The 20,448-nt window shown below is 62.2% G+C and carries 15 protein-coding genes and 1 tRNA gene; 9 read left to right on the top strand and 7 right to left on the bottom strand.

Going from position 1 to position 20,448, the window contains the following annotated elements; translation table 11 throughout:
* Positions 1–49: 49 nt before the first annotated feature.
* From rho to argS, 6 genes are all read right to left on the bottom strand, one after another.
* Positions 50–2,242, bottom strand: coding sequence for a transcription termination factor Rho (rho, locus tag M1D89_RS10460; protein WP_498650311.1), 2,193 nt, complete (start codon positions 2,240–2,242; stop codon positions 50–52).
* Between the two features lie 304 nt (positions 2,243–2,546).
* The gene (gene thrB, locus M1D89_RS10455; protein ID WP_498650309.1) at positions 2,547–3,521 is read right to left on the bottom strand and encodes a homoserine kinase; all 975 of its coding nucleotides are present in this window, start codon (positions 3,519–3,521) and stop codon (positions 2,547–2,549) included.
* A gap of 2 nt (positions 3,522–3,523) precedes the next feature.
* Positions 3,524–4,627 carry a threonine synthase gene (gene thrC, locus M1D89_RS10450; protein WP_091468420.1) on the bottom strand — a complete coding sequence of 368 codons (1,104 nt, stop codon included), beginning with the start codon at positions 4,625–4,627 and terminating at the stop codon, positions 3,524–3,526.
* Positions 4,628–5,944: a homoserine dehydrogenase gene (locus M1D89_RS10445; RefSeq protein WP_498650308.1), complete on the bottom strand. Its 1,317-nt coding sequence runs from the start codon at positions 5,942–5,944 to the stop codon at positions 4,628–4,630. It abuts the gene before it with no gap.
* Entirely contained in the window at positions 5,937–7,409 is a 1,473-nt protein-coding gene (gene lysA, locus M1D89_RS10440) for a diaminopimelate decarboxylase (protein ID WP_498650307.1), read from the bottom strand. Before lysA ends, M1D89_RS10445 begins: the two co-directional genes overlap by 8 nt.
* Positions 7,410–7,413: 4 nt before the next feature.
* On the bottom strand, positions 7,414–9,063 hold the full coding sequence (argS, locus tag M1D89_RS10435; RefSeq protein ID WP_498650305.1) for an arginine--tRNA ligase: 1,650 nt from the start codon (positions 9,061–9,063) through the stop codon (positions 7,414–7,416).
* A 235-nt stretch (positions 9,064–9,298) separates the two neighbouring features.
* Here argS and M1D89_RS10430 point away from each other — a divergent pair, with 235 nt between their 5' ends.
* The 6 genes from M1D89_RS10430 to M1D89_RS10405 all read left to right on the top strand — a co-directional run bounded on the left by M1D89_RS10430 (position 9,299) and on the right by M1D89_RS10405 (position 13,956).
* Positions 9,299–9,793, top strand: a complete 495-nt coding sequence (locus M1D89_RS10430) for an FMN-binding protein (protein ID WP_498650304.1) — start codon at positions 9,299–9,301, stop codon at positions 9,791–9,793.
* A 5-nt stretch (positions 9,794–9,798) separates the two neighbouring features.
* Positions 9,799–10,671, top strand: coding sequence for an FAD:protein FMN transferase (locus tag M1D89_RS10425; RefSeq protein WP_498650302.1), 873 nt, complete (start codon positions 9,799–9,801; stop codon positions 10,669–10,671).
* Positions 10,668–12,170, top strand: a complete 1,503-nt coding sequence (locus M1D89_RS10420) for an FAD-dependent oxidoreductase (RefSeq protein WP_498650300.1) — start codon at positions 10,668–10,670, stop codon at positions 12,168–12,170. Before M1D89_RS10425 ends, M1D89_RS10420 begins: the two co-directional genes overlap by 4 nt.
* 131 nt (positions 12,171–12,301) lie before the next feature.
* Positions 12,302–12,374: transfer RNA gene (locus tag M1D89_RS10415), tRNA-Arg, on the top strand.
* Positions 12,375–12,532: 158 nt separating this feature from the next.
* Complete coding sequence (locus M1D89_RS10410) at positions 12,533–13,573, top strand: M4 family metallopeptidase (RefSeq protein WP_498650936.1); 1,041 nt, start codon at positions 12,533–12,535, stop codon at positions 13,571–13,573.
* An 80-nt stretch (positions 13,574–13,653) separates the two neighbouring features.
* Positions 13,654–13,956, top strand: a complete 303-nt coding sequence (locus tag M1D89_RS10405; protein ID WP_017199712.1) for a protealysin inhibitor emfourin — start codon at positions 13,654–13,656, stop codon at positions 13,954–13,956.
* A 68-nt stretch (positions 13,957–14,024) separates the two neighbouring features.
* On the opposite strand, the gene M1D89_RS10400 is transcribed toward M1D89_RS10405, so the two are convergent.
* Positions 14,025–14,993, bottom strand: coding sequence for a GlxA family transcriptional regulator (locus M1D89_RS10400; RefSeq protein WP_498650297.1), 969 nt, complete (start codon positions 14,991–14,993; stop codon positions 14,025–14,027).
* A gap of 81 nt (positions 14,994–15,074) precedes the next feature.
* On the opposite strand from M1D89_RS10400, the gene M1D89_RS10395 reads away from it, so the two are divergent.
* From M1D89_RS10395 to hrpA, 3 genes are all read left to right on the top strand, one after another.
* Positions 15,075–15,245, top strand: coding sequence for a hypothetical protein (locus tag M1D89_RS10395; protein WP_014922190.1), 171 nt, complete (start codon positions 15,075–15,077; stop codon positions 15,243–15,245).
* Positions 15,246–15,402: 157 nt separating this feature from the next.
* Positions 15,403–16,395 (top strand): helix-turn-helix transcriptional regulator, encoded by a 993-nt coding sequence (locus tag M1D89_RS10390; protein ID WP_498650295.1) that lies wholly within the window; start codon positions 15,403–15,405, stop codon positions 16,393–16,395.
* Positions 16,396–16,408: 13 nt separating this feature from the next.
* Positions 16,409–20,356, top strand: coding sequence for an ATP-dependent RNA helicase HrpA (gene hrpA, locus M1D89_RS10385; RefSeq protein WP_498650294.1), 3,948 nt, complete (start codon positions 16,409–16,411; stop codon positions 20,354–20,356).
* The last annotated feature ends 92 nt before the right edge of the window (positions 20,357–20,448 follow it).

Genomic DNA, 20,448 nt, shown 5'->3' with positions numbered 1-20,448 from the left:
CACCACGCGTAGGGGCGGGGGCAGCAGAATCAGCGGCTCAGTAAAGCAGCTATTTGTCGTTGTCCGACTTCGCTCCAAGCGTCGTCTTCTGAACCTGCATGAGGAACTCGACGTTGCTCTGCGTCTCCCGGATCTTGTTGGTCAGCAGCTCAAGGCTCTGCTGCTGCTCCAGGCCGGAGAGGACGCGGCGCAGCTTCCACATGATCTTGACTTCCTCAGGCGAGAGGAGGTTCTCTTCCCGGCGCGTACCGGACGCGTTGACGTCCACAGCCGGGAAGATGCGCTTGTCTGCCAACTGGCGGGACAGGCGAAGCTCCATGTTGCCGGTGCCCTTGAACTCTTCGAAGATGACTTCGTCCATCTTGGAACCGGTCTCGACGAGCGCGGTTGCAAGGATGGTGAGTGAGCCACCGTTTTCGATGTTGCGGGCTGCACCGAAGAAGCGCTTGGGCGGGTACAGCGCTGCGGAGTCCACACCACCGGACAGGATGCGGCCTGAAGCCGGTGCTGCCAGGTTGTAGGCGCGGCCCAGGCGGGTCATGGAGTCCAGGAGGACCACCACGTCCATGCCCATTTCCACGAGGCGCTTGGCGCGTTCAATGGAGAGCTCGGCGACGGTGGTGTGGTCGTCTGCGGGACGGTCGAAGGTGGAGGCGATGACCTCACCCTTGACGGTGCGCTGCATGTCCGTTACTTCTTCGGGACGTTCGTCAACCAGCACCATCATGAGGTGAACCTCAGGGTTGTTGGTGGTGATTGCGTTCGCGATGGACTGCAGGATGAGCGTCTTGCCGGCCTTCGGCGGGGAGACGATCAGGCCACGCTGGCCCTTGCCGATGGGCGCCACGAGGTCGATGACACGCGGACCGATCTTCTTGGGATCCGTCTCGAGGCGCAGGCGCTCGGACGGGTACAGCGGAACGAGCTTGGCGAACTCGACGCGATCCTTGAGTTCTTCCGGCGTCTTCCCGTTGACAGAGGTGACGCGGACGAGCGCGTTGAACTTCTGGCGGGCAGACTGCTGGCTGCGGTCTTCACCGTCCCGGGGTGCACGGATAGCGCCGACGACGGCATCGCCCTTGCGGAGGTTGTACTTCTTGACCTGTGCCAGGGAAACATAGACGTCGTTTGCACCGGGGAGGTATCCGGAGGTCCGGATGAACGCGTAGTTCTCCAGAACGTCCAGGATGCCGGCTACGGGAAGAAGGACGTCGTCCTCGGTCACCTCGACGTCGTCAACGTCCGGTCCCTGAGCGCGGCCACGGCGACGCTCGTTGCGGTCGCGGAAGCGGTCGCTGCGGGTGTTTCCGTCACGGCTGTCCTGACCGCCACGGCGATCGCTGCGGTCGTTCTGCTCGTTGCGGTCACGACGGTTGCGGCGGTTCCGGCGGTTGCCGGTGTCGTCGCCGTCGTTGTCTTCACGGCGTCCGCGGGTGTTGTCGCGACGTTCGCGCTGCTGGTCGCCCGAGTCGGACTGTTCGCGCTGCTCACGCTGTTCGGTGCGGTCGGCACGCTGCTCACGCTGTTCGGTGCGGTCGGCACGCTGCTCACGCTGTTCGGTGCGGTCAGCACGCTGTTCGGTGCGGTCAGCACGCTGCTCACGCTGTTCCGTACGCTGCTCGGTGCGGTCGGCACGCTGCTCACGCTGTTCCGTACGCTGCTCGGCTGCTGGTGCTTCTGCTGCTTCGGCAGGCGCCGCGGCAGCTTCGCCGCGGCGGCGGTTGCGGGTACGCGGCTGGCGACGCTCAGTAGCGGCCTCGCCGGTCTCGACGGCAGCGGGGGCTTCAACAACGGGTGCTGCTGCGGTCTCGGCCGGCGCAGCAGCGGCTTCAGCGGCTGCTACTACTCCATCGCTGGTGGCCCTACGGCTGCGGCCACGACCGCGGCCGCGGGGTGCTTCCTGGGCCGGGGCCTCGGCAGCTGCATCAACAGGTGCACTGCTTTCAGGAGCGGCCTTTGGCTCTGCAGCCCGGGCTTCCTTGGCCGCAGTTGCTTTCGCCGTACTGGCCTTGGCGGGGGCCTTGGTGGTGGAGGTACCGGCACGGTGGGCGGAAATGGCCGTGACCAGATCCCCCTTGCGCATACGGGATCCCCCCGAAATGCCCAACTGGCTCGCGAGAGCCTGAAGCTGGGCGAGCTTAAGGCCTGCGAGGCCGCTGCTCTTGGTAGTTGCTGCAGTTGACGAATCAGCAGCAGAAGATGTTGTGTCCACAGCTGAAGCCAGCTCAGTGGTTTCTGTCACGAAGGATCCTTCCCCCTCGACGGCGTCCAGAGCGAGAGCTGGACGCGATGATTTGTTCTGGGCTGCAGTTCAGATCTGCAGCCGGTGATTTGGGCCGTGCCTGATGGATTGTGGCCAACAGGGCCGGATACTGATCGTCATCACTGGATCCAGTTGCCCGGACAGCCGGCGTAGGTTCAGGAAACAGAGAGATTTCTGCGGCACCTGAGACAGGCCGGAAAGAGACGACACCACCAACGTTGGCACAGTTGACGAAAGGTACGGCAAAACACCGAGATCCAAAATCAGGGAACTGCCCGCGGCTTTACCGGCGGTGCACTTCCACTCTAGCACCTTGATCGTCCACAGCCAGCGTCATCACACGCCAACCGATGTCGGGTGTGTTGTCCGCCGTGAATGTACCGATGAATTCGACGATAGTGGCAGCTTCCTCAGCGCCATTGGCCAACACCATCACTGTGGGGCCCGCGCCGGAGACAACCGCCGCATGGCCGGCAGACCGAAGCGCAGCGATGAGGTCGGCACTGGGACGCATAGCCTGAGCGCGATAGCTCTGGTGTAGATAATCTTCTGTACCCGGCAATAGCAACGTGGGATCGGCAGTGAGCGCGTGGATCAACAAGGCTGCACGTCCGGAATTCATTGCTGCCGCATGGTGTCCAACGGATGCCGGGAGCAATCCGCGTGCAGTCTCCGTGGACAGTTCGTAGTCCGGGACTGCCACCACGGGAATAACCGACTGCGCGACGTCAGCGCGCGTGGTGCTGTACTGCTCGCTGTCCTGCCACGACAGCGCCAATCCGCCGAAAATCGCGGGTGCGACGTTGTCCGGATGGCCTTCCATCTCGCTGGTCAACTGCAGAATCCAATGGCGGTCCTGCCGGAATTCGGAGGGGACGAGCGCGTTGGCGGCAGTTACGGCTGCAACTACAGCCGATGCTGACGACCCCAGGCCCCTGCCATGTGGATTGACGTTGTCCGCAATGATTTTCAATCCGGAGTGCTGGAATCCAAGCCGGTTCAACGCAAGGTCGATGGCACGAATCACCAAATGGCTGGCATCACGAGGGAGGGAGTCAGCACCCTCACCGGAGAGCTCGAACTCGAGCTCTCCGGTACTGAGGGTTTCCACCGTCAAGGTGTCGTAAATCGACAAGGCCAAGCCGAGGCTGTCGTAACCGGGCCCCAGGTTGGCACTCGTACCGGGGACCTTGACGGTCAGCCGCTGACCTGCCGCGACAAGTGCACGATCGGTCGCGGTGGGCTGCGTTGATTCCACTCTTAGTTTTCTTCCAGTCCCAGTTCTGCGGCAACGGTGACGACGTCGTTCGGCACCTTGACAGGCTGGACATCGCTGCCGTCCTCAGTGCGGAGGGCCCACTGCGGGTCCTTGAGCCCGTGACCGGTGACGGTGATGACGATGGTTTTGCCGGACGGAACCTCGCCTGCAGCGTGCTTCTTGATCAAACCCGCGACACCGGCAGCGGAACCAGGTTCGACGAAAACACCTTCTTTTGCGGAAAGCCAGCGGTGGGCGGCCAGGATCTCGTCGTCGGTGACGGCCTCGATCAATCCGCCCGACTCGTCACGGGCAGCAACGGCGGTCTCCCATGAGGCCGGGTTGCCGATACGGATGGCAGTGGCGATCGTATCGGGCTCAGTGATGGGGTGTCCGGCGACAAACGGCGCGGCACCTGCAGCCTGGAAGCCCCACATAACCGGCGTCTTGGTGGAAACAGCCGGAAGTGTCCCGTTAGCCGTCTCGAACGGAGCGGAATACTCCTTGTACCCCTTCCAGTAGGCGCTGATGTTGCCGGCGTTGCCCACTGGCAGCACGTGGATGTCGGGGGCATCACCCAGGGTGTCCACAACTTCGAAAGCACCGGTCTTCTGGCCTTGGATGCGCGCCGGGTTGACGGAGTTAACCAGGAACACCGGGTAGGCTTCGCCGAGCTTTCGAGCGATGTCCAGGCAGTTGTCGAAGTTGCCGTCAACCTGGAGCAGGGTGGCACCGTGGGCGATGGCCTGGCTCAGCTTGCCCATGGAGATCTTGCCTTCGGGTACCAGCACCGCGCACTTGAGGCCTGCGGCTGTGGCGTATGCCGCAGCTGAGGCGGAGGTATTACCGGTGGAGGCACAAACTACAGCCTTGGCACCGGCCTCCACGGCAGCCGTCATGGCCATGGTCATGCCGCGGTCCTTGAACGAACCCGTGGGGTTCATGCCTTCGACCTTCAGGTACACCTCGGAGCCGGTCAGCTCTGAGAGCTTCTGCGCATGGACGAGAGGCGTGCCGCCCTCGCCCAGGGTGATGACCTTGGTGGCTTCCGTTACAGGCAAACGATCAGCGTATTCGCGGATTACTCCGCGCCATTGGTGAGCCACTTAGACCCCTTCTACCCGGAGTACGGATGTTACAGAATTGATGACGTCCAGGCCCTTGACGGCCTCGACGGTTGCCGCGAGTGCAGCTTCGGACGCACGGTGCGTCACGATTTTCAGCTCGGCCGACTCGACGTTCGAGGCAGAGTCGCGGTGGATCGTTTGACGCATGATTTCGATGGAAACGCCGTTCTCCGCAAAGATGTGCGCGATGCGGGCCAGCACGCCGGCTTGGTCAGCGACGTCCAGGCCGATGTAGTAGCTGGTGGTGGACGCATCGATGGCCAGCGCCGGAACGTGGCCAGTGGTGGTCTCCGTACGGCCGGGGCCGCCCAGGACCAAGCGCCGCGCGGCAGACACGAGGTCGCCCAGCACGGCGGATGCGGTGGGGGTTCCACCTGCACCCTGGCCATAGAACATCAGTTCGCCGGCGTTTTCCGCTTCAATGAAGACGGCGTTGAAGGCACCACGGACAGCGGCCAGCGGGTGTTCGCGCGGCAGGAGCGTCGGGTGGACGCGGACAGAAATGCCGCTGCCGTTGTCTGAGGAGTCGATCTTCTCGGCGATCGCGAGCAACTTGATGACAAAGCCGGCTTCCTTGGCGGAGGCGATGTCCGCAGCGCTGACCTTGGTGATGCCTTCGCAATAGACATCATCCAGCGAGAAGCGCGTGTGGAAGGACAACGATGCAAGGATCGCTGCCTTCGCTGCAGCGTCGTGGCCCTCGACATCGGCTGTGGGGTCGGCTTCCGCATATCCAAGGCGCTGGGCTTCGGCCAGGGCGTCGGAGAACTGTGCCCCGGTGGTGTCCATCTGGTCAAGGATGAAGTTGGTGGTGCCGTTGACAATGCCCAGGACGCGGGTGATGCGGTCGCCGGACAGGCTGTCGCGGATAGGGCGCAGGATGGGGATCGCACCGGCGACGGCGGCCTCGTAGGACAGCTGGACGCCGGCCTTGTCTGCCTCTTCGTAGAGTGTGGGGCCGTCCTGTGCGAGCAGTGCCTTGTTGCCGGTGACAACGCATGCGCCGTTCTGGATGGCCGTCAGGATCAGCGAACGGGCAGGCTCGATGCCGCCCATGAGTTCAATGACGAGGTCGGCGTCCTTGACCAAGGTATCGGCATCCGTGGTGAAAAGTTCGCGCGGCAGTTCGACGTCGCGCGGGGAATCGATATTGCGCACGGCGATGCCGGAAAGTTCCAAGCGGGCTCCGCTGCGTGCTGCGAGGGCCTCGGCGTCGTCAATAAGAATCCGCGCAACCTGGGCCCCAACGTTGCCACAGCCCAGCAGGGCCACCTTCAAGGTTTGCACTTCAGACATTCGCCACTCCCATGTCGCGGTTCAAGAGATCTTCTTCGGTTTCCCCGCGGATAATCAGCCGGGCGGCTCCGTCGCGTACAGCGACAACGCCAGGCCTGGCCAGGTAGTTGTAATTGCTGGAGAGGGCCCAGCAGTAGGCGCCGGTACCCGGTACTGCGAGCAAATCACCGGCTGCCACGTCCGCGGGCAGATATACATCTCTAACAACTATGTCGCCGCTCTCGCAATGTTTGCCCACTACGCGGGACAGCTGAGGAGCCGCCGAAGAGTTCCGGGAAGCCAAAATTGCCGAATAATCCGCGTCGTAAAGCACCGGGCGTGCGTTGTCGCTCATCCCGCCGTCCACCGACACATAGCGGCGGGGATACGTAACGTTGTTGTCGCCTTCGTCCCCCTCAGTAACGTCAACGCGGACGGTTTTGAGCGTGCCGACTTCATAGAGCGTGAACGTAGTGCTGCCCACGATGGCGCGTCCGGGCTCGATCGAAATGCGTGGCGGTGTGATGTCCAGCTCAGCGCACTTGGAACGCACGACGGCGGCCATCGCCTGCGCGATCTCGGCTGGCGGCCGGGGTGTGTCGACCGGGGTGTAGGCGATTCCGTAGCCGCCGCCCAAGTCCAGTTCGGGCATGACGATGGAGTACTTGGCCTGCATGGCGGCCAAGAAGCCCAGTAGCTTCTCCGCTGCAAGGGCAAAGCCGTCGGGCTCGAAGATCTGCGAGCCGATATGGCAGTGCAGGCCCAAGAGCTCGATGCTGGCGTAGGACGTTGCTGCAGCTACCGCTTCCTCGGCTGCTGACAGGCCTGCTTCATCGGTGGTGTCCCCGGCCATGGAGAGGCCAAACTTCTGATCCTCGTGTGCCGTGGCAATGAACTCATGGGTGTGGGCATGAACGCCAGGGGTCAGCCTAAGCATGACCTTGGCAGTTTCGCCACGGCTGGAGGCAATCTTGGCCACCCGTTCCAGTTCATCGAGGCTGTCCACCACGATTCGGCCGACCTTCATATCCAACGCGCGCTTGATCTCGGCGTCGGACTTGTTGTTGCCGTGCAGGCCAAGATTGGGGCCTTCAATTCCCGCACGGGCGGCAACAGCCAGCTCGCCGCCCGAACAGGTGTCCAAGCGAAGGCCTTCCTCGGAAACCCAACTGGCTACTGCAGTGCACAGGAACGACTTCCCGGCGTAGTAGACATCCACTCCCCCGCAAATGTCCGCGAAGGCGGAATCGAATGCGTCTTTGAACGCCCGGGCACGGGAACGGAAGTCCGATTCACTCATGACGAACAGCGGAGTTCCGTACTGCTCCTTGAGCTCGCTGACGGACACGCCGTCAATGGTGACCTCACCGGCGTCGTTCTTCTCAACCCCGGCCGCCCACATGGGTGCCTGCAAGGCGTTGAGGTCTTCGGGAACAGCCAGCCATTCGGGTGCGAGCGGAGAAGCGTGTGCAGCGTTTGTGGTCATTTCCCTACATCCGTTCCGGCGCAGAAACGCCCAGCAGTTCGAGTCCGTTGGCCAGCACTTGGCTGGTGGCGTCGTTCAGCCACAGACGCGTGCGGTTGACATCCTGTACTGGCTCGTCCCCTTGCGGCGAAACGCGGCAAGCGTCGTACCAGCGGTGGTAGGCACCGGCGATGACTTCGAGGTGGCGTGCCACGCGGTGCGGTTCACGCAGTTCTGCGGCCTTTGCCACGATGGACGGGTAGCTGCCGAGGTAGGAGAGCAACTCGTTTTCCGTGGCGTGGTCCAGGAGCGATGCGTCAAAGACGGAACGCTCCACGCCGGCCTCGGCAGCATTGCGTGCTGTGCCGCGGGAGCGGGCGTGCGCATACTGCACGTAGAACACCGGGTTCTCGTTGCTGTGTTTCTTCAGCAGTTCCGGATCCAGCGTCAGCGGCGAGTCAGCCGGGAAGCGGGCCAGGGAATACCGGACGGCATCCTTGCCGAGCCAGGAAATAAGGTCCTTGAGCTCAATGATGTTACCTGCACGCTTGGAAAGCTTGGCGCCATTCACGGACACAAGCTGGCCGATGAGGACCTCAATGTTGACCTCGGGATCATCGCCCGCGCAGGCGGCGATGGCCTTCAAACGGTTGATGTATCCGTGGTGATCCGCACCGAGCAGATAAATCTTCTCCGTGAAGCCGCGGTCCTTCTTTGAAAGGTAGTACGCGGCGTCCGCAGCGAAATAGGTAGGTTCGCCATTGGCGCGGATCATCACACGGTCTTTGTCGTCGCCGAAGTCTGTAGTGCGCAACCAGACGGCACCGCCGTCGTCGAAAACGTGGCCTTGCTCGCGAAGGCGGGCGACGGCGGATTCGATCGCACCGGCGTCGTGCAGTTCCTTTTCCGAGAAGAAGACGTCAAACTCGACGCCAAATTCCGCCAACGTGGTCTTGATGTCTGCCATCTGTGCCTGGTAGGCAGCCGCGCGGATAACGGGCAGGGCTGCCGCGTCAGTCAACTCGCGGATATCCGGATGGGCCTTCAGGACTTCGTCGCCAAGCTCGCGGATGTACTCGCCCGGGTAGCCACCCTCAGGCACGCCACGTCCGTGAAGGCGGGAGAGGACCGAATTGGCGAAGACGTTCATCTGCGAGCCGGCGTCGTTGATGTAGTACTCGGCGGTGACGTTGGCACCCGAGGCACGCAGAACGCGGGCAATGGCATCGCCCAGAGCCGCCCAGCGTGTGTGCCCGATGTGCAACGGACCGGTGGGATTCGCTGAAACAAACTCCATGTTGACCACTCGCCCTGCGAGCGCCTGATTAGTGCCGTAGCTGGTTCCAGCCTCGACAATGGCCTTGGCAAGGGCGCCTGCTGTGGCAGCATCCACGGTGATGTTCAGGAAGCCCGGACCGGCGATTTCCACTCCGGTAACACCAGGGATGCCCTGCAGATGGTTGCTGAGGATTCCAGCGAATTCGCGGGGATTCATGCCGGCCTGTTTGGAGAGTTGCAGCGCGATGTTGGTGGCCCAGTCTCCATGATCCCGGTTCTTGGGTCGCTCCACTCGTACGGCGTCGGGCACGGCAGATTCCGTCAGGGCGATTTCGCCAGTGGAAACGGCGTCCTTAAGGCAGGCGGATATGGCAGCAGAGAGTTCTTCGGGAGTCACGCTCCTAGCCTACCGGGGGCCCGCAAAGTCGCGGAATTGAGGGTCTCGTATGTGGATAATGTGGTCACAGCCCACTCACAGGAACGGCTGCCCGACGCCACAGACTGAACCATTACGCTGAATTCAACGTTGTGAACACGTAGGAGGTGGCCTCGTTGGTCATCCCGGTACACGCAGTATCCCTTGTCGTAAATGACCATTGACGAATTCTTGTCCAGTTGAAACGAGCAGAACCATGACTACGCCACTCCGCAAGAGCCTCTACGTTGGTTTCGCCGGCCTCTCCATCATTGGAACAGCCGCGGCATGCGCCCCCACAACCGAAGCCCCCTCAACCCAAACCCCCGCTACCCAGGATGGGGGCCAGGCCGCCACCAGCAGTTCTTCATCGGCGGGCACTTCATCGTCAACGGCTGTCGCGTCCACCGGCGCTTCCACCTACAAGGACGGGACCTACAGCTCCGACGGCACGTACACTTCGCCCAATGGCCAGGAGACGGTGGGTGTTGAGCTGACGCTCGCAGCCGACAAGGTTTCTGCGGTCAACATCACGGTCCACCCCTCTAATCCCAATACCAAGAAGTTCCAGGGTGAGTTCGCCAGTGGCATCGCCGCACAGATCGTGGGCAAGGATATCGACGAACTCAACGTCTCCAAGGTGGCTGGCTCTTCACTGACTTCCGGTGGCTTCAACGAAGCCGTGGAACAGATCAAGTCCCAGGCCAAGTAGCAGCCATGCCGCACCCTGGCTGGAGCACCTTCCGCTTCGAAGGGATCGGCACGCAGTGGGAGATATCGACGCCGGACAGTTTGGTTGCCGCTGTCCGGAGTGAACTGCTTGGGACAGTCGCGGCCTACGACAAGACGTGGTCACGGTTCAGGACGGATTCTTTGGTGTCCGGCCTTTCCCGTAGTGCCGGCAAGATCACCCTGCCGGGGCACGCCGTCGCCCTCCAGGAAGTCTATTCCTCGCTGTATCGTCTCAGCGGTGGTGCCGTAACCCCACTCATCGGCGGCAGTCTGGAGCGGCTGGGTTACGACGCCGCTTATGCCCTGACACCATCGGGCAGTCCCCTCCCCCCGCCCCGCTGGGAGGACGTCCTTGATTGGGAAGGCACGGAATTGGCCGCCAAAGAGCCGGTGGTTTTGGACATAGGAGCCGCCGGGAAGGGCCAGCTCGTGGACCTCTTGGGCGAAGTCCTGCGGGAAGCCGGCTACACCGACTTCCTGGTGGACAGCAGCGGCGACATGCTGCACTCCGGGAATCACCCCGTCACGGTTGCTTTGGAGCACCCCTATAACCCGCGGCAGGCCATAGGCACGGTGGAATTGGACAACTACGCACTGTGTGCCTCGGCTTCGAACCGCCGCACGTGGGGTGATGGTCTCCATCATGTCCTGGATGGAACAACGGGCAAACCTGTACATACCACCGTGGCTACGTGGACCATGGCTGCGAGCGCCCTGGTGGCAGACGGCCTGGCCACGGCATTGTTCATGCTTGAACCTGCGCCGATGGAGAAGGAATTCGAATTCTCATGGCTTACGGTGTCGTCGAGCGGTGCTGCCGCCTTTTCGAAGGGTTTTGAGGGGAGACTGTTCACATGATTGCCGCTAAGTCCCGCGTGGACACCTGGTTGGGCCGCTTCACCATGTACCGCTTGATTCTCTGGGTGCTGGGCGTGCTGGCGGCGTACAGCATGGTCCTCAACATCCTGGGATGGTTGACCTTTGGCCTACCCGAGATGTTGGTCCATTTGGTGCTCTGCCTGGGCGTAACCTATGCCTCGGGCCGACTCCTGGCTTTGCTCTTTGGTGTCAAGCAGCATACGGAGTCGTCATTGATAACCGGACTGCTGCTGTACTTCCTGTTCTGGCCTGCCTTTGGAGCGATGGAGATGGCGGGCGTTGCCTTGGCTTGTGTGCTGGCAAGCGTGTCCAAGTACGCTCTGGCCTTCCGCGGGCGTCATATCTTCAACCCGGCAGCGGCAGGTGCGTTCATTACCGGCCTGACGGGGCTCAATATCGCCACGTGGTGGGCTGCCACCCCGGCCATGCTCTGGCTCTTGGTTCCGGGAGTGCTGCTTGTCCTCTATCGCACACGGAAAATGCTGATGGCCACCGTTTTCCTGGTGGCTGCCGCAGGCATCATCACCGTGGAACTACTTAGCCGCAACATGACGCTGGGACAGGCTTTATGGCAGACCTTGGCCCAACGGCCGTTGCTGTTTTTCGTCGGCTTCATGCTTTCGGAACCCCTCACCCTGCCTCCCCGCCGCTGGCAGCAGTTGGCGCTTGCCGCCGTCGTGGGAGTCGTTTTCGCAGTCCCCTACAACTTCGGCTTCATTGCCAACTCCCCGGAACTCGCACTGCTGCTGGGCAACCTCATTGCGTTCTTCCTTGGACAGCGCGGCGGCGTCCATCTGACGTTCAAGGGCTCGCGACCCCTCACCCCCGCCAGTACTGAATTCAGGTTCGAACCGCAGCGGCCTGTGCGCTTCGAGCCCGGACAGTTCATGGAGCTCAACCTGCCGCATTCCGGATCCGACGGAAAGGGCCGTCGCCGCGTCTTCAGCATTACCAGCCCACCCGGCGCCGCTGAGGTTACCTTCGGCGTGGGTACGGCCGAGCCGCTCTCTGCAGCGAAGAAGGCACTGCTTGCGCTTCGGCCCGGGGACAGCGTTACCGCAACAGCTGTGGGTGGAGACTTTGTTTTACCGCACGACGCCGGGAAACCGGTCCTGCTGATCGCCGCAGGAATCGGCATCACGCCTTTCCTGTCACAACTTGCTGCCGACGACGCCGCGCGCGACACGGTGGTGCTGTACCTCGCGAAGGGTCGCGATGAGTTGGCCTGCGTGGAACAGCTGGAAGCTTCCCGAGCCAAGGTAATCGCCCGCCTTGCGGACGGTTCCACTCCCCCCGCTTACATGGTCGACGCCGGTACGTCCAGGATCGATGCAGCGCGCCTCAAGGAGCTGGTTCCGGACATTGGGGATCGGGAAGTCTTCGTCTCAGGCTCGCCGGCGAGTGTTGATTCCCTTCGAGCTGCAGCACGGGGCGCAGGAGCGCGGCGGGTCCACGTGGACTCGTTTGCGGGTTACTGATTCGAGGGGGTCGGGGCCGGGCTGGCTGCTCCTGGGTCGTGACTTTTAGTCTGCTGTGGCGGGTTTTCATTTGCGGCACAGGGACTGCTAAGCTCTAGGACGTCCCACCGGCAACGGAGGGAACCCTGGATGCCCTCGTAGCTCAGGGGATAGAGCGTCTGCCTCCGGAGCAGAAGGCCGTAGGTTCGAATCCTATCGAGGGCACAACGAATACCCCGCCAGCCCTGCTGGCGGGGTATTTTTGTGTGCCGGAGACCGACTATCAGTTGGGGGCTTGCCGGGCTTGGACCGCAATATTGTCAGCCCCTGCTCCTAGGCTGAATTCAGTTGGTCGTACCGATAGTAAAAGGGGTTTTGCCGTGATGTGTTCAATCGTCCCGCCGTATATGCTGCGCAGGATTGCCGCCCGGAACGAACCACGACTCCGGGCAGTGGCCCGGGCCGCGAAGGAGTCGTTGCTGCATATCAAGGATCTGCAGGCCATCCGCACAGCCCCCATTCCCGCCGCACCGCCGAGCGCACGTCAAGCCAAACCCGGTCCGCCCAAGCGGACAATCTTCGATGCCGAGTCCTCCGAGGCCTTGCCCGGCCGCGTTGTCCGCAAGGAAGGAGCCACACCTGTTGGTGACGTTGCTACGGACGAAGCTTACGACGGCCTCGGGAGCACACACCGGCTGTACGGTGAGATCTTCGGCAGGGACTCGATTGACGATGCAGGGCTCGCCCTGGATGCAACGGTTCATTACGGGAAGCTTTACGACAACGCCTTTTGGGACGGGAGCCAAATGGTCTTCGGTGACGGCGACGGCCAGATTTTTCAGCGCTTCACCAAATCCGTGAGTGTCATAGGCCATGAACTGGCGCACGGGGTCACTCAATACACAGCCAATTTGGCTTATCGGAACCAGGCCGGAGCACTGAACGAGTCCATGTCAGACGTTTTCGGGGTCCTCGTCGAGCAGTATCTGAAGCAGGAGTCCGCCCGGGATGCCAGTTGGCTCATCGGGGAAGGCCTCTTCACAGATCAGGTCCAAGGCGCCGCCCTGCGCTCAATGAAGGCGCCGGGGACGGCTTATGACGACGACGTTTTGGGTAAAGACCCGCAACCGGATTCCATGGATACGTACGTACGGACGAGTGCGGACAACGGCGGAGTGCATATCAACTCGGGCATCCCCAATAAGGCCTTCTACGTGGTTGCCACAGAACTCGGAGGCAATGCCTGGGAGGCGCCCGGTCAGATTTGGTATGGCACCTTGACCAGTGGATCCCTGCCGGCAACCTGCACGTTTGGAAAGTTTGCCAAGACTACGGTCGCAACTGCTGAGGAACTTTTCGGCACTGGATCAGCTGAGCATGACGCCGTCCTGAAGGCGTGGGAGACTGTGAAGGTCAAGGTTTAGTCAGGTGGCGGGACCGGACAGATTGGTTCGGTCCCTGCCGGTTGGCTGACAACGGAACGTCGAACGAGAAGCAGCCGGCCATGAAGATCACCGTCCAACGCAGTGGGGGAATCGCCGCGATGACACGCGTCTGGAGCGTAGATGCTGTGTCCCCCGATGAGAAGGAACGATGGGTGCCGATCGTTGAGGCCTGCCCGTGGGACGAAGCCAAGAGTCAGTCCCGGACACCCAATGAGCCGGACCGGTTTATGTACTCCATCCGTGCGGGGCAGCGGCGGGCAACCCTTCCCGACCGCGCCGTAACAGGCCCTTGGCAGGAGCTGGTGGAATGCGCCAAGGCCGAAGGTGCAGAGTCGCGGGGCGGGTTCGGAAGCCGCCGCTGAAATTCGAGCGGCTTCAGCAGGCGTCTGCGCCCGTAGCGACTTCAGCAGGCTTCTGGATTGGCGCGATTTCAGATGGCTTCTGCCAACTGCCCCCGGAATGCCCGCCTGTAGCTTTGCGGACTCGTGTCCAGCACTTTGGTGAAGTGGTGACGCAGCAGGACGGAGTGCCCGAAACCTGCAACACGGGCAATCTCGTCGATGTTCAACTCAGTGGTTTCCAACAGTTCCTGCGCACGCAGCACACGTTGCGAGTTCAGCCAAGCTGCGGGTGTCGTGCCGGTTTCCGCCCGGAATCGGCGGGCGAAGGTCCTGGGAGACATGTGGAGCCGTGCAGCCAGCTCGTTCACACTGTGCTCTTCGTCGAGGTGTTCAACCATCCAGCGCAGCAACGCCTCCATAGGCGCTGAACCACAGCGGGGCATTGGCCTGTCGATGAACTGGGCCTGGCCGCCGTCGCGATGCGGGGGTACCACCATGTCGCGTGCGATTGCTGCTGCCACGTTCGCCCCTAGCTCTTCGCGGACAAGGTGGAGGCAGGCGTCAATTCCCGCGGCCGTGCCGGCGCTGGTGATGATGGTTCCGTCCTGAACGTAGAGGACGTTCTCGTCCACGATCGCGTTCGGGTACCGGCTGGCCAGGTCCTGCGAGTAGTGCCAGTGCGTGGTGCACCGGCGTCCGTCCAGCAACCCTGCCCGGGCCAGGGCGTAAGCACCGGAGCAAATGGACATCACCCACGCCCCTCTTGCATGCGCAGCGCGCAAGGCGTCCAGCACAGACTCCGGGATTTCCTGGTCACGGCCGAACGGAGCCATGATGACGAGATCCGCGTCGGCTGCTGCTTCGAGGCCGAGGTTCACATGAAGGGATAACCCGGACTTCATGCGGATATCACCCGGTTCCGGGGCAACCACACGGAAGTCAAAGGCCGGGACCCCGGCGCCACGGTCCGATCTGTCGATGCCGAAGACCTCGAAGGCCGTACCGAATTCAAAGACCGAGAAGTTGGGAACCACGATCACCGCCACTGATTTCAACATATCTCAAGTGTGGCAGAAAATTATCTAAATGGGGCATTTCTGCCACTGTTTCTTCTGCTGCCACAAGAGCAGGCTTGAGGCATGGAAATCTTCGGAATCATCCTCTTCATCGTCCTCATCACCGCCGTTGCTGCCACCGTTTCAGCCCTGTTGAAGGATGGACGCGGGCACAACCCGCCCATCAACTCCAAGGAACCCTGGAGCGCCTTCGACGCTCCGAGCAGCCCGTATTGGAACCCCCGCATCTACTAGGGGGATGCCAAGCCACTGCAAAGACCGGCAAGCCACATCCATACGACGCCCGTCCGTTCGAGGAATTCTGCAGGATTCCCCCGAACGGCGGGCGTCCCTCTTTGCCCAACGCCCGCCAAGAACCCAAGCGGATGTCTCATGGGCTAGATTCACATGCATGATCCAAACGTCTGCGCGGCTCCTCCAGCTGTTGTCACTGCTGCAGGTGCGTCGGGAGTGGACGGGGCCAGCCCTGGCCGACCGCATGGGCGTGACGGAGCGGACCGTGCGCCGGGACATCGACAAGCTGCGCAACCTGGGATACCCCATACACGCCTCTCCCGGCATAGCCGGCGGTTATCAGCTTGGTGCCGGCGCGCAGCTTCCGCCGCTGCTGCTGGATGACAACGAAGCCCTGGCTGTCGCCCTGGGCTTGAATTCCGTAGCCGCTGGCCCTGTGGCAGGCATCGGTGAGGCATCCGTCCGTGCCTTGGCAAAACTGGAGCAAGTCCTGCCGTCCCGCCTGCGTCCCAAGTTCGCCATGCTGAAAGCCGCCGTGACCACCCTCCCCAGCAACGCGGGGACCGTTGATCCACAGCAACTGACCGTCGTCTCCGCCGCAATATCGGACCGGCGCCAAATCTCCTTCGACTACGTCACATCCGGCGGCGAATCAGCACGCCGGCTAGTGGAGCCCTACAGGTTGGTGGACACCGGACGCCGTTGGTATCTGGTGGCGTGGGACGTTGACCGGGAAGATTGGCGAACCTTCAGGGCTGACCGTCTTGCTTCGCTGCCGTCGGAACGGAAGAGGTACACGCCAAGGCCACTACCTGCGGAAGACCTCGCCGCCTACGTGCAGCAGTCCATCACCCGCTCGCCCTACAGGTTCGACGTCGTGGTGCGGCTCCGCGCTCCCCTGGCCGAGGTATCCGCCGTCGTTAATTCCCAGTACGCGACACTGACTGCCGACGGCCCGAAAGCCACGATCCTGCGGTCCGGATGGGACAACCTGGCCGCCCCGGCGGCGTATCTGGCAGCTATGGACATGGACTTTGAGATCCTCGAACCCCCTGAATTCAAGGCTTACGCCATGGAACTCTCAAGCCGGCTGCATGCCGCGGCAGGCACTGTGACGGACACGGCGGACGTGGAGCCGCAGTCACAGTAGACTGACAGCAGCCATGACACTTCATATTTCCTACCCCGCAGAGCTGCCTGTATCCGAGCGCCGCGAGGATCTGATGGCGGCCATTGCCGCAAACCAGGTGACCATCATTGCCGGCGAGACCGGTTCGGGTAAGACCACCCAGATCCCCAAGATGTGCCTTGAACTTGGCCTCGGAGACAAGGGCCTGATCGGGCACACCCAGCCACGCCGACTGGCAGCGCGCACGGTGGCGGAACGCATTGCATCCGAACTCGACGTGGAAATCGGGCAGGAAGTTGGCTTCCAGGTCCGCTTCACCGGCGAGGTCAGTGCGTCCACCAAGATCAAGCTGATGACCGACGGCATCCTGTTGGCTGAGATCCAGCGGGACAAACTTCTGCGGAAATACAGCACGATCATCATCGACGAGGCCCATGAGCGCAGCCTCAACATCGACTTCATCCTGGGCTATCTCAAGCGCATCCTCCCCCAGCGCCCGGACCTCAAGGTCATCATCACCTCGGCCACCATCGATCCCCAACGGTTTGCCAAACACTTCGGCACCGAAGAAGATCCGGCGCCGATCATCGAGGTCTCCGGACGAACATATCCCGTCGAGATCCGGTACAGGCCTTTGTCGCAGCCTGCGGGCGAAGACGAAGATATTTCGGACGATGAACTCGAAGAGGACCGCGATCCCCTTGACGCTGTGTGTGACGCCGTGGACGAGCTCGCCAAGGAAGCGCCCGGCGACATCCTCATTTTCTTCTCCGGTGAACGGGAAATCCGGGATGCCGCTGAGGCCATCAACGGGCGCATCCAAACGAACAGGCGCCTGGCCGGGACGGAAGTCCTGCCCCTTTTTGCCCGGCTGAGCCTGCAAGAGCAACACAGGGTTTTCAACCCCGGCGGAAAACGGCGCATCATCCTGGCCACCAACGTCGCCGAAACGTCGCTGACCGTGCCCGGCATCAAGTACGTGATCGATACCGGAACCGCTCGTATTTCCCGGTACTCACACCGGACTAAAGTCCAGCGCCTTCCCATCGAGCGAGTCTCCCAGGCCTCGGCCAACCAGCGCTCGGGCCGCTGTGGGCGCGTGTCCGAGGGCATTGCCATCCGTTTGTACTCGGAAGAGGACTTCGAGTCGCGTCCGCTGTTTACTGACCCGGAGATTCTTCGGACCAACCTCGCTGCCGTCATCCTGCAGATGACCGCCATGGGAGTTGCCCGCGGACCCAAAGACGTAGAGAACTTCCCGTTCGTGGAACCGCCCGACTCCCGGGCCATCAACGACGGAGTGACTCTCCTGCGCGAACTCGGCGCCTTGACGTCGCCCAAGTCCGGTGACTCGGCTGGCAACGGTCGCAGCGGCAGTGGACTAACCGCCGTCGGGCAGAAATTGGCACAGCTGCCGGTGGATCCGCGGCTGGGCCGGATGATTGTGGAGGCGGGAAAGCGTGGCTGTGTCCGTGAAGTCATGATCCTGGCGGCTGCCCTCACCATTCAGGACCCCCGTGAACGGCCAACGGACAAGCAACAATTAGCTGCGGAGAAGCATGCACGATTCCGGGACGAACTCTCGGACTTCACCGGCTTCCTTAATCTGTGGAACTACATCCAGGAAAAGCAGCGCGAGCTGTCCTCTACACAGTTCCGCAAGCTATGCCGCAACGAATTCATCAATTACCTGCGCGTGCGTGAGTGGCAGGACCTCTTCACCCAGCTCCGGCAGATGGCCAAACCCCTTGGCATATCGCTGGACAACAAACGGGAAGCGGATCCCGTAGGCAACTACGAGGGCGTCCACATCAGCTTGCTCTCGGGGCTGTTGAGCCATATCGGCCTGCTGGATGAGCGCAAGCGGGAATATGCCGGTGCCCGCGGAAGCCGTTTTGCGATCTTCCCCGGTTCAGCACTGTTCAAGAAGTCACCCACGTTCGTCATGGCGGCGGAACTGGTGGAAACCAGCCGTCTCTGGGCACGTGTGGCCGCCAAGTTCGATCCCCTGTGGGCCGAGCAGGTAGCCCCGGACCTGGTGAAGCGGTCCTACAGTGAACCCCATTGGTCTTCACGGCAAGGCGCCGTCATGGCCCATGAGAAAGTGACGCTGTACGGCGTCCCGATCATTCCCAACCGCCGCGTCAACTACGGACGGGTCGATCCCGAGCTCTCACGTGAACTGTTCATCCGCCATGCGCTGGTGGAAGGTGAGTGGAAGACCCATCACAAGTTCTTCCATCGCAACCGCGCCCTCCTGCAGGAAATCGAAGAACTCGAAACCCGCATGCGTCGCCGCGACATCCTGGTGGACGATCAGACGCTCTTCGAGTTCTACGACGCACGCGTGGGTAAGGAAGTGGTCTCCGAGAGGCACTTTGATAAGTGGTGGAAGGATGCCCGGCAGTCAGACCCCAATCTTCTGGACTTCGACCAATCGTTGCTGATGAGCGAAGACGCTGAGGCACTGGACGACTCCGCGTATCCGAAAAGTTGGTTGCACAAGGGATTCGAACTCCCCCTCAGTTACGAGTTCCATCCTGTGGCTCCTGGCTCGGCCCCCAACCCGTCAGACGGCGTCACCGCCGAAGTTCCGGTGTTGTTCCTCAACCAGCTGGACGACGCCCCCTTCCGATGGCAAATCCCGGGCCAGCGGGTGGAGCTGGTCACTGCCCTCATCAAATCGCTGCCCAAGCAAGTCCGGAAGAACTTTGTGCCTGCCCCGGATGTTGCGAGGCAAGCAACCGCGGCACTGGAAGCGGACTTCGATCCCGCCACCGATGAGCTCGAGCCATCCTTGGAACTGGTCCTTCGCCGGCTCCGCGGGCACGTCATTCCTCCCGGATCCTGGAATTGGGATGCAGTACCCCCACACCTGCGCGTTAGCTTCAAGGTGGTGGACAGCAGTGGCAAGGTGCTCGACGAAGGAAAGGACCTCGCTGAACTCCAGGAAAAGCTGGCACCGGCCACGCGCCGCGCCATAGCCGAATCACTCGGAGCAACGCCTGCGACGACGTCACGCGCCAAAGGCGGCAAGGGAACCGGCCCGTCGGGCACACCCAGCGGCGGAACGCAGGCGTCAGGGGCAGCTCCCGCCGGTGGCGGGGCGATCGCCGAACGCGAGGGCATCACTGTGTGGGACTTCGGCACCGTTGAACGCCAGGTTACGCGCACCGTGAAAGGTCACGCCGTGACCGGTTTCCCTGCCGTAGTCGATGAGGGCAAGTCTGTTGCCCTTCGGGTTTTCCAGACCCGGCCGGAACAGGAAGCCGCCATGCGTGGCGGTGTTATCCGGCTGCTGGCCCTGCGGATCCCGCCACCGGACCGTTACGTGCTGGAACACCTCAGTAATACGGAGAAGCTGACCTTCAGCCAAAACCCGCACGGATCCGTGAGTGCACTCATCGCTGACTGCGCACTGGCAGCCATCGACAAACTCGTTCCGCAGGATCTGCCGTGGGACAAGGAGGCCTTCGATGCGTTATACGAAGTGGTCAGGGCAGAACTGATCGACACCGTGTTTACGGTGACTGCCGTCGTCGAACGCATCCTGGCCAGTACGCGGCGCATCCAGAAGCAGCTGAAGTCCAACGCCAGCCTGCCACTGATCAGCGCCCTCAACGACATGAAGAGCCAGCTGGAGCAGCTGGTGTTCCCGGGCTTTGTGGCACAGACGGGCTACGCGCAGCTCAGCCAACTGCCACGCTATCTGCAGGCGATCGAGAAGCGGTTGGAAAAGCTCCCGGGCAACGTTCAACGGGACAGCTTGAACATGGCGATCGTGCAGGCGCTGGAAGACGACTATGACGACGCTGTGTCGGCACTCCTTCCGGGGCGCCGGGCGGGCGGCGAGTTAACCCGGGTGCGCTGGATGATCGAAGAGCTGCGGGTGAGCCTCTTCGCCGTCGAGCTTGGTACTGCCTACTCAGTGTCGGAAAAGCGCATCCGCACGGTCCTGAACCAGGCCCTGGCACCCGTATAGCTGCTGTCGCGCTCCCACAGCAGCACAGCCACGAAAAACCCGGCAGCGCTTATTAAGCGCTGCCGGGTTAACTCTTGGAGGCTTCGGTCCTC

It is taken from the genome of Arthrobacter sp. D3-18 (genome assembly GCF_054408525.1).
Note: the sequence above shows the minus strand (reverse complement) of the source record. Positions and strands in the feature narration are given on the sequence as shown.

Bases quoted from the DNA above. Each gene is read 5' to 3' on its own strand.
- M1D89_RS10445 (WP_498650308.1), bottom strand. From the start codon at position 5,944: ATGTCTGAAGTGCAAACCTTGAAGGTGGCCCTGCTGGGCTGTGGCAAC.
- lysA (WP_498650307.1), bottom strand. From the start codon at position 7,409: ATGACCACAAACGCTGCACACGCTTCTCCGCTCGCACCCGAATGGCTG.
- M1D89_RS10430 (WP_498650304.1), top strand. From the start codon at position 9,299: ATGACTACGCCACTCCGCAAGAGCCTCTACGTTGGTTTCGCCGGCCTC.
- M1D89_RS10425 (WP_498650302.1), top strand. From the start codon at position 9,799: ATGCCGCACCCTGGCTGGAGCACCTTCCGCTTCGAAGGGATCGGCACG.
- M1D89_RS10420 (WP_498650300.1), top strand. From the start codon at position 10,668: ATGATTGCCGCTAAGTCCCGCGTGGACACCTGGTTGGGCCGCTTCACC.
- M1D89_RS10410 (WP_498650936.1), top strand. From the start codon at position 12,533: ATGTGTTCAATCGTCCCGCCGTATATGCTGCGCAGGATTGCCGCCCGG.
- M1D89_RS10405 (WP_017199712.1), top strand. From the start codon at position 13,654: ATGAAGATCACCGTCCAACGCAGTGGGGGAATCGCCGCGATGACACGC.
- M1D89_RS10400 (WP_498650297.1), bottom strand. From the start codon at position 14,993: ATGTTGAAATCAGTGGCGGTGATCGTGGTTCCCAACTTCTCGGTCTTT.
- M1D89_RS10395 (WP_014922190.1), top strand. From the start codon at position 15,075: ATGGAAATCTTCGGAATCATCCTCTTCATCGTCCTCATCACCGCCGTT.
- M1D89_RS10390 (WP_498650295.1), top strand. From the start codon at position 15,403: ATGATCCAAACGTCTGCGCGGCTCCTCCAGCTGTTGTCACTGCTGCAG.
- hrpA (WP_498650294.1), top strand. From the start codon at position 16,409: ATGACACTTCATATTTCCTACCCCGCAGAGCTGCCTGTATCCGAGCGC.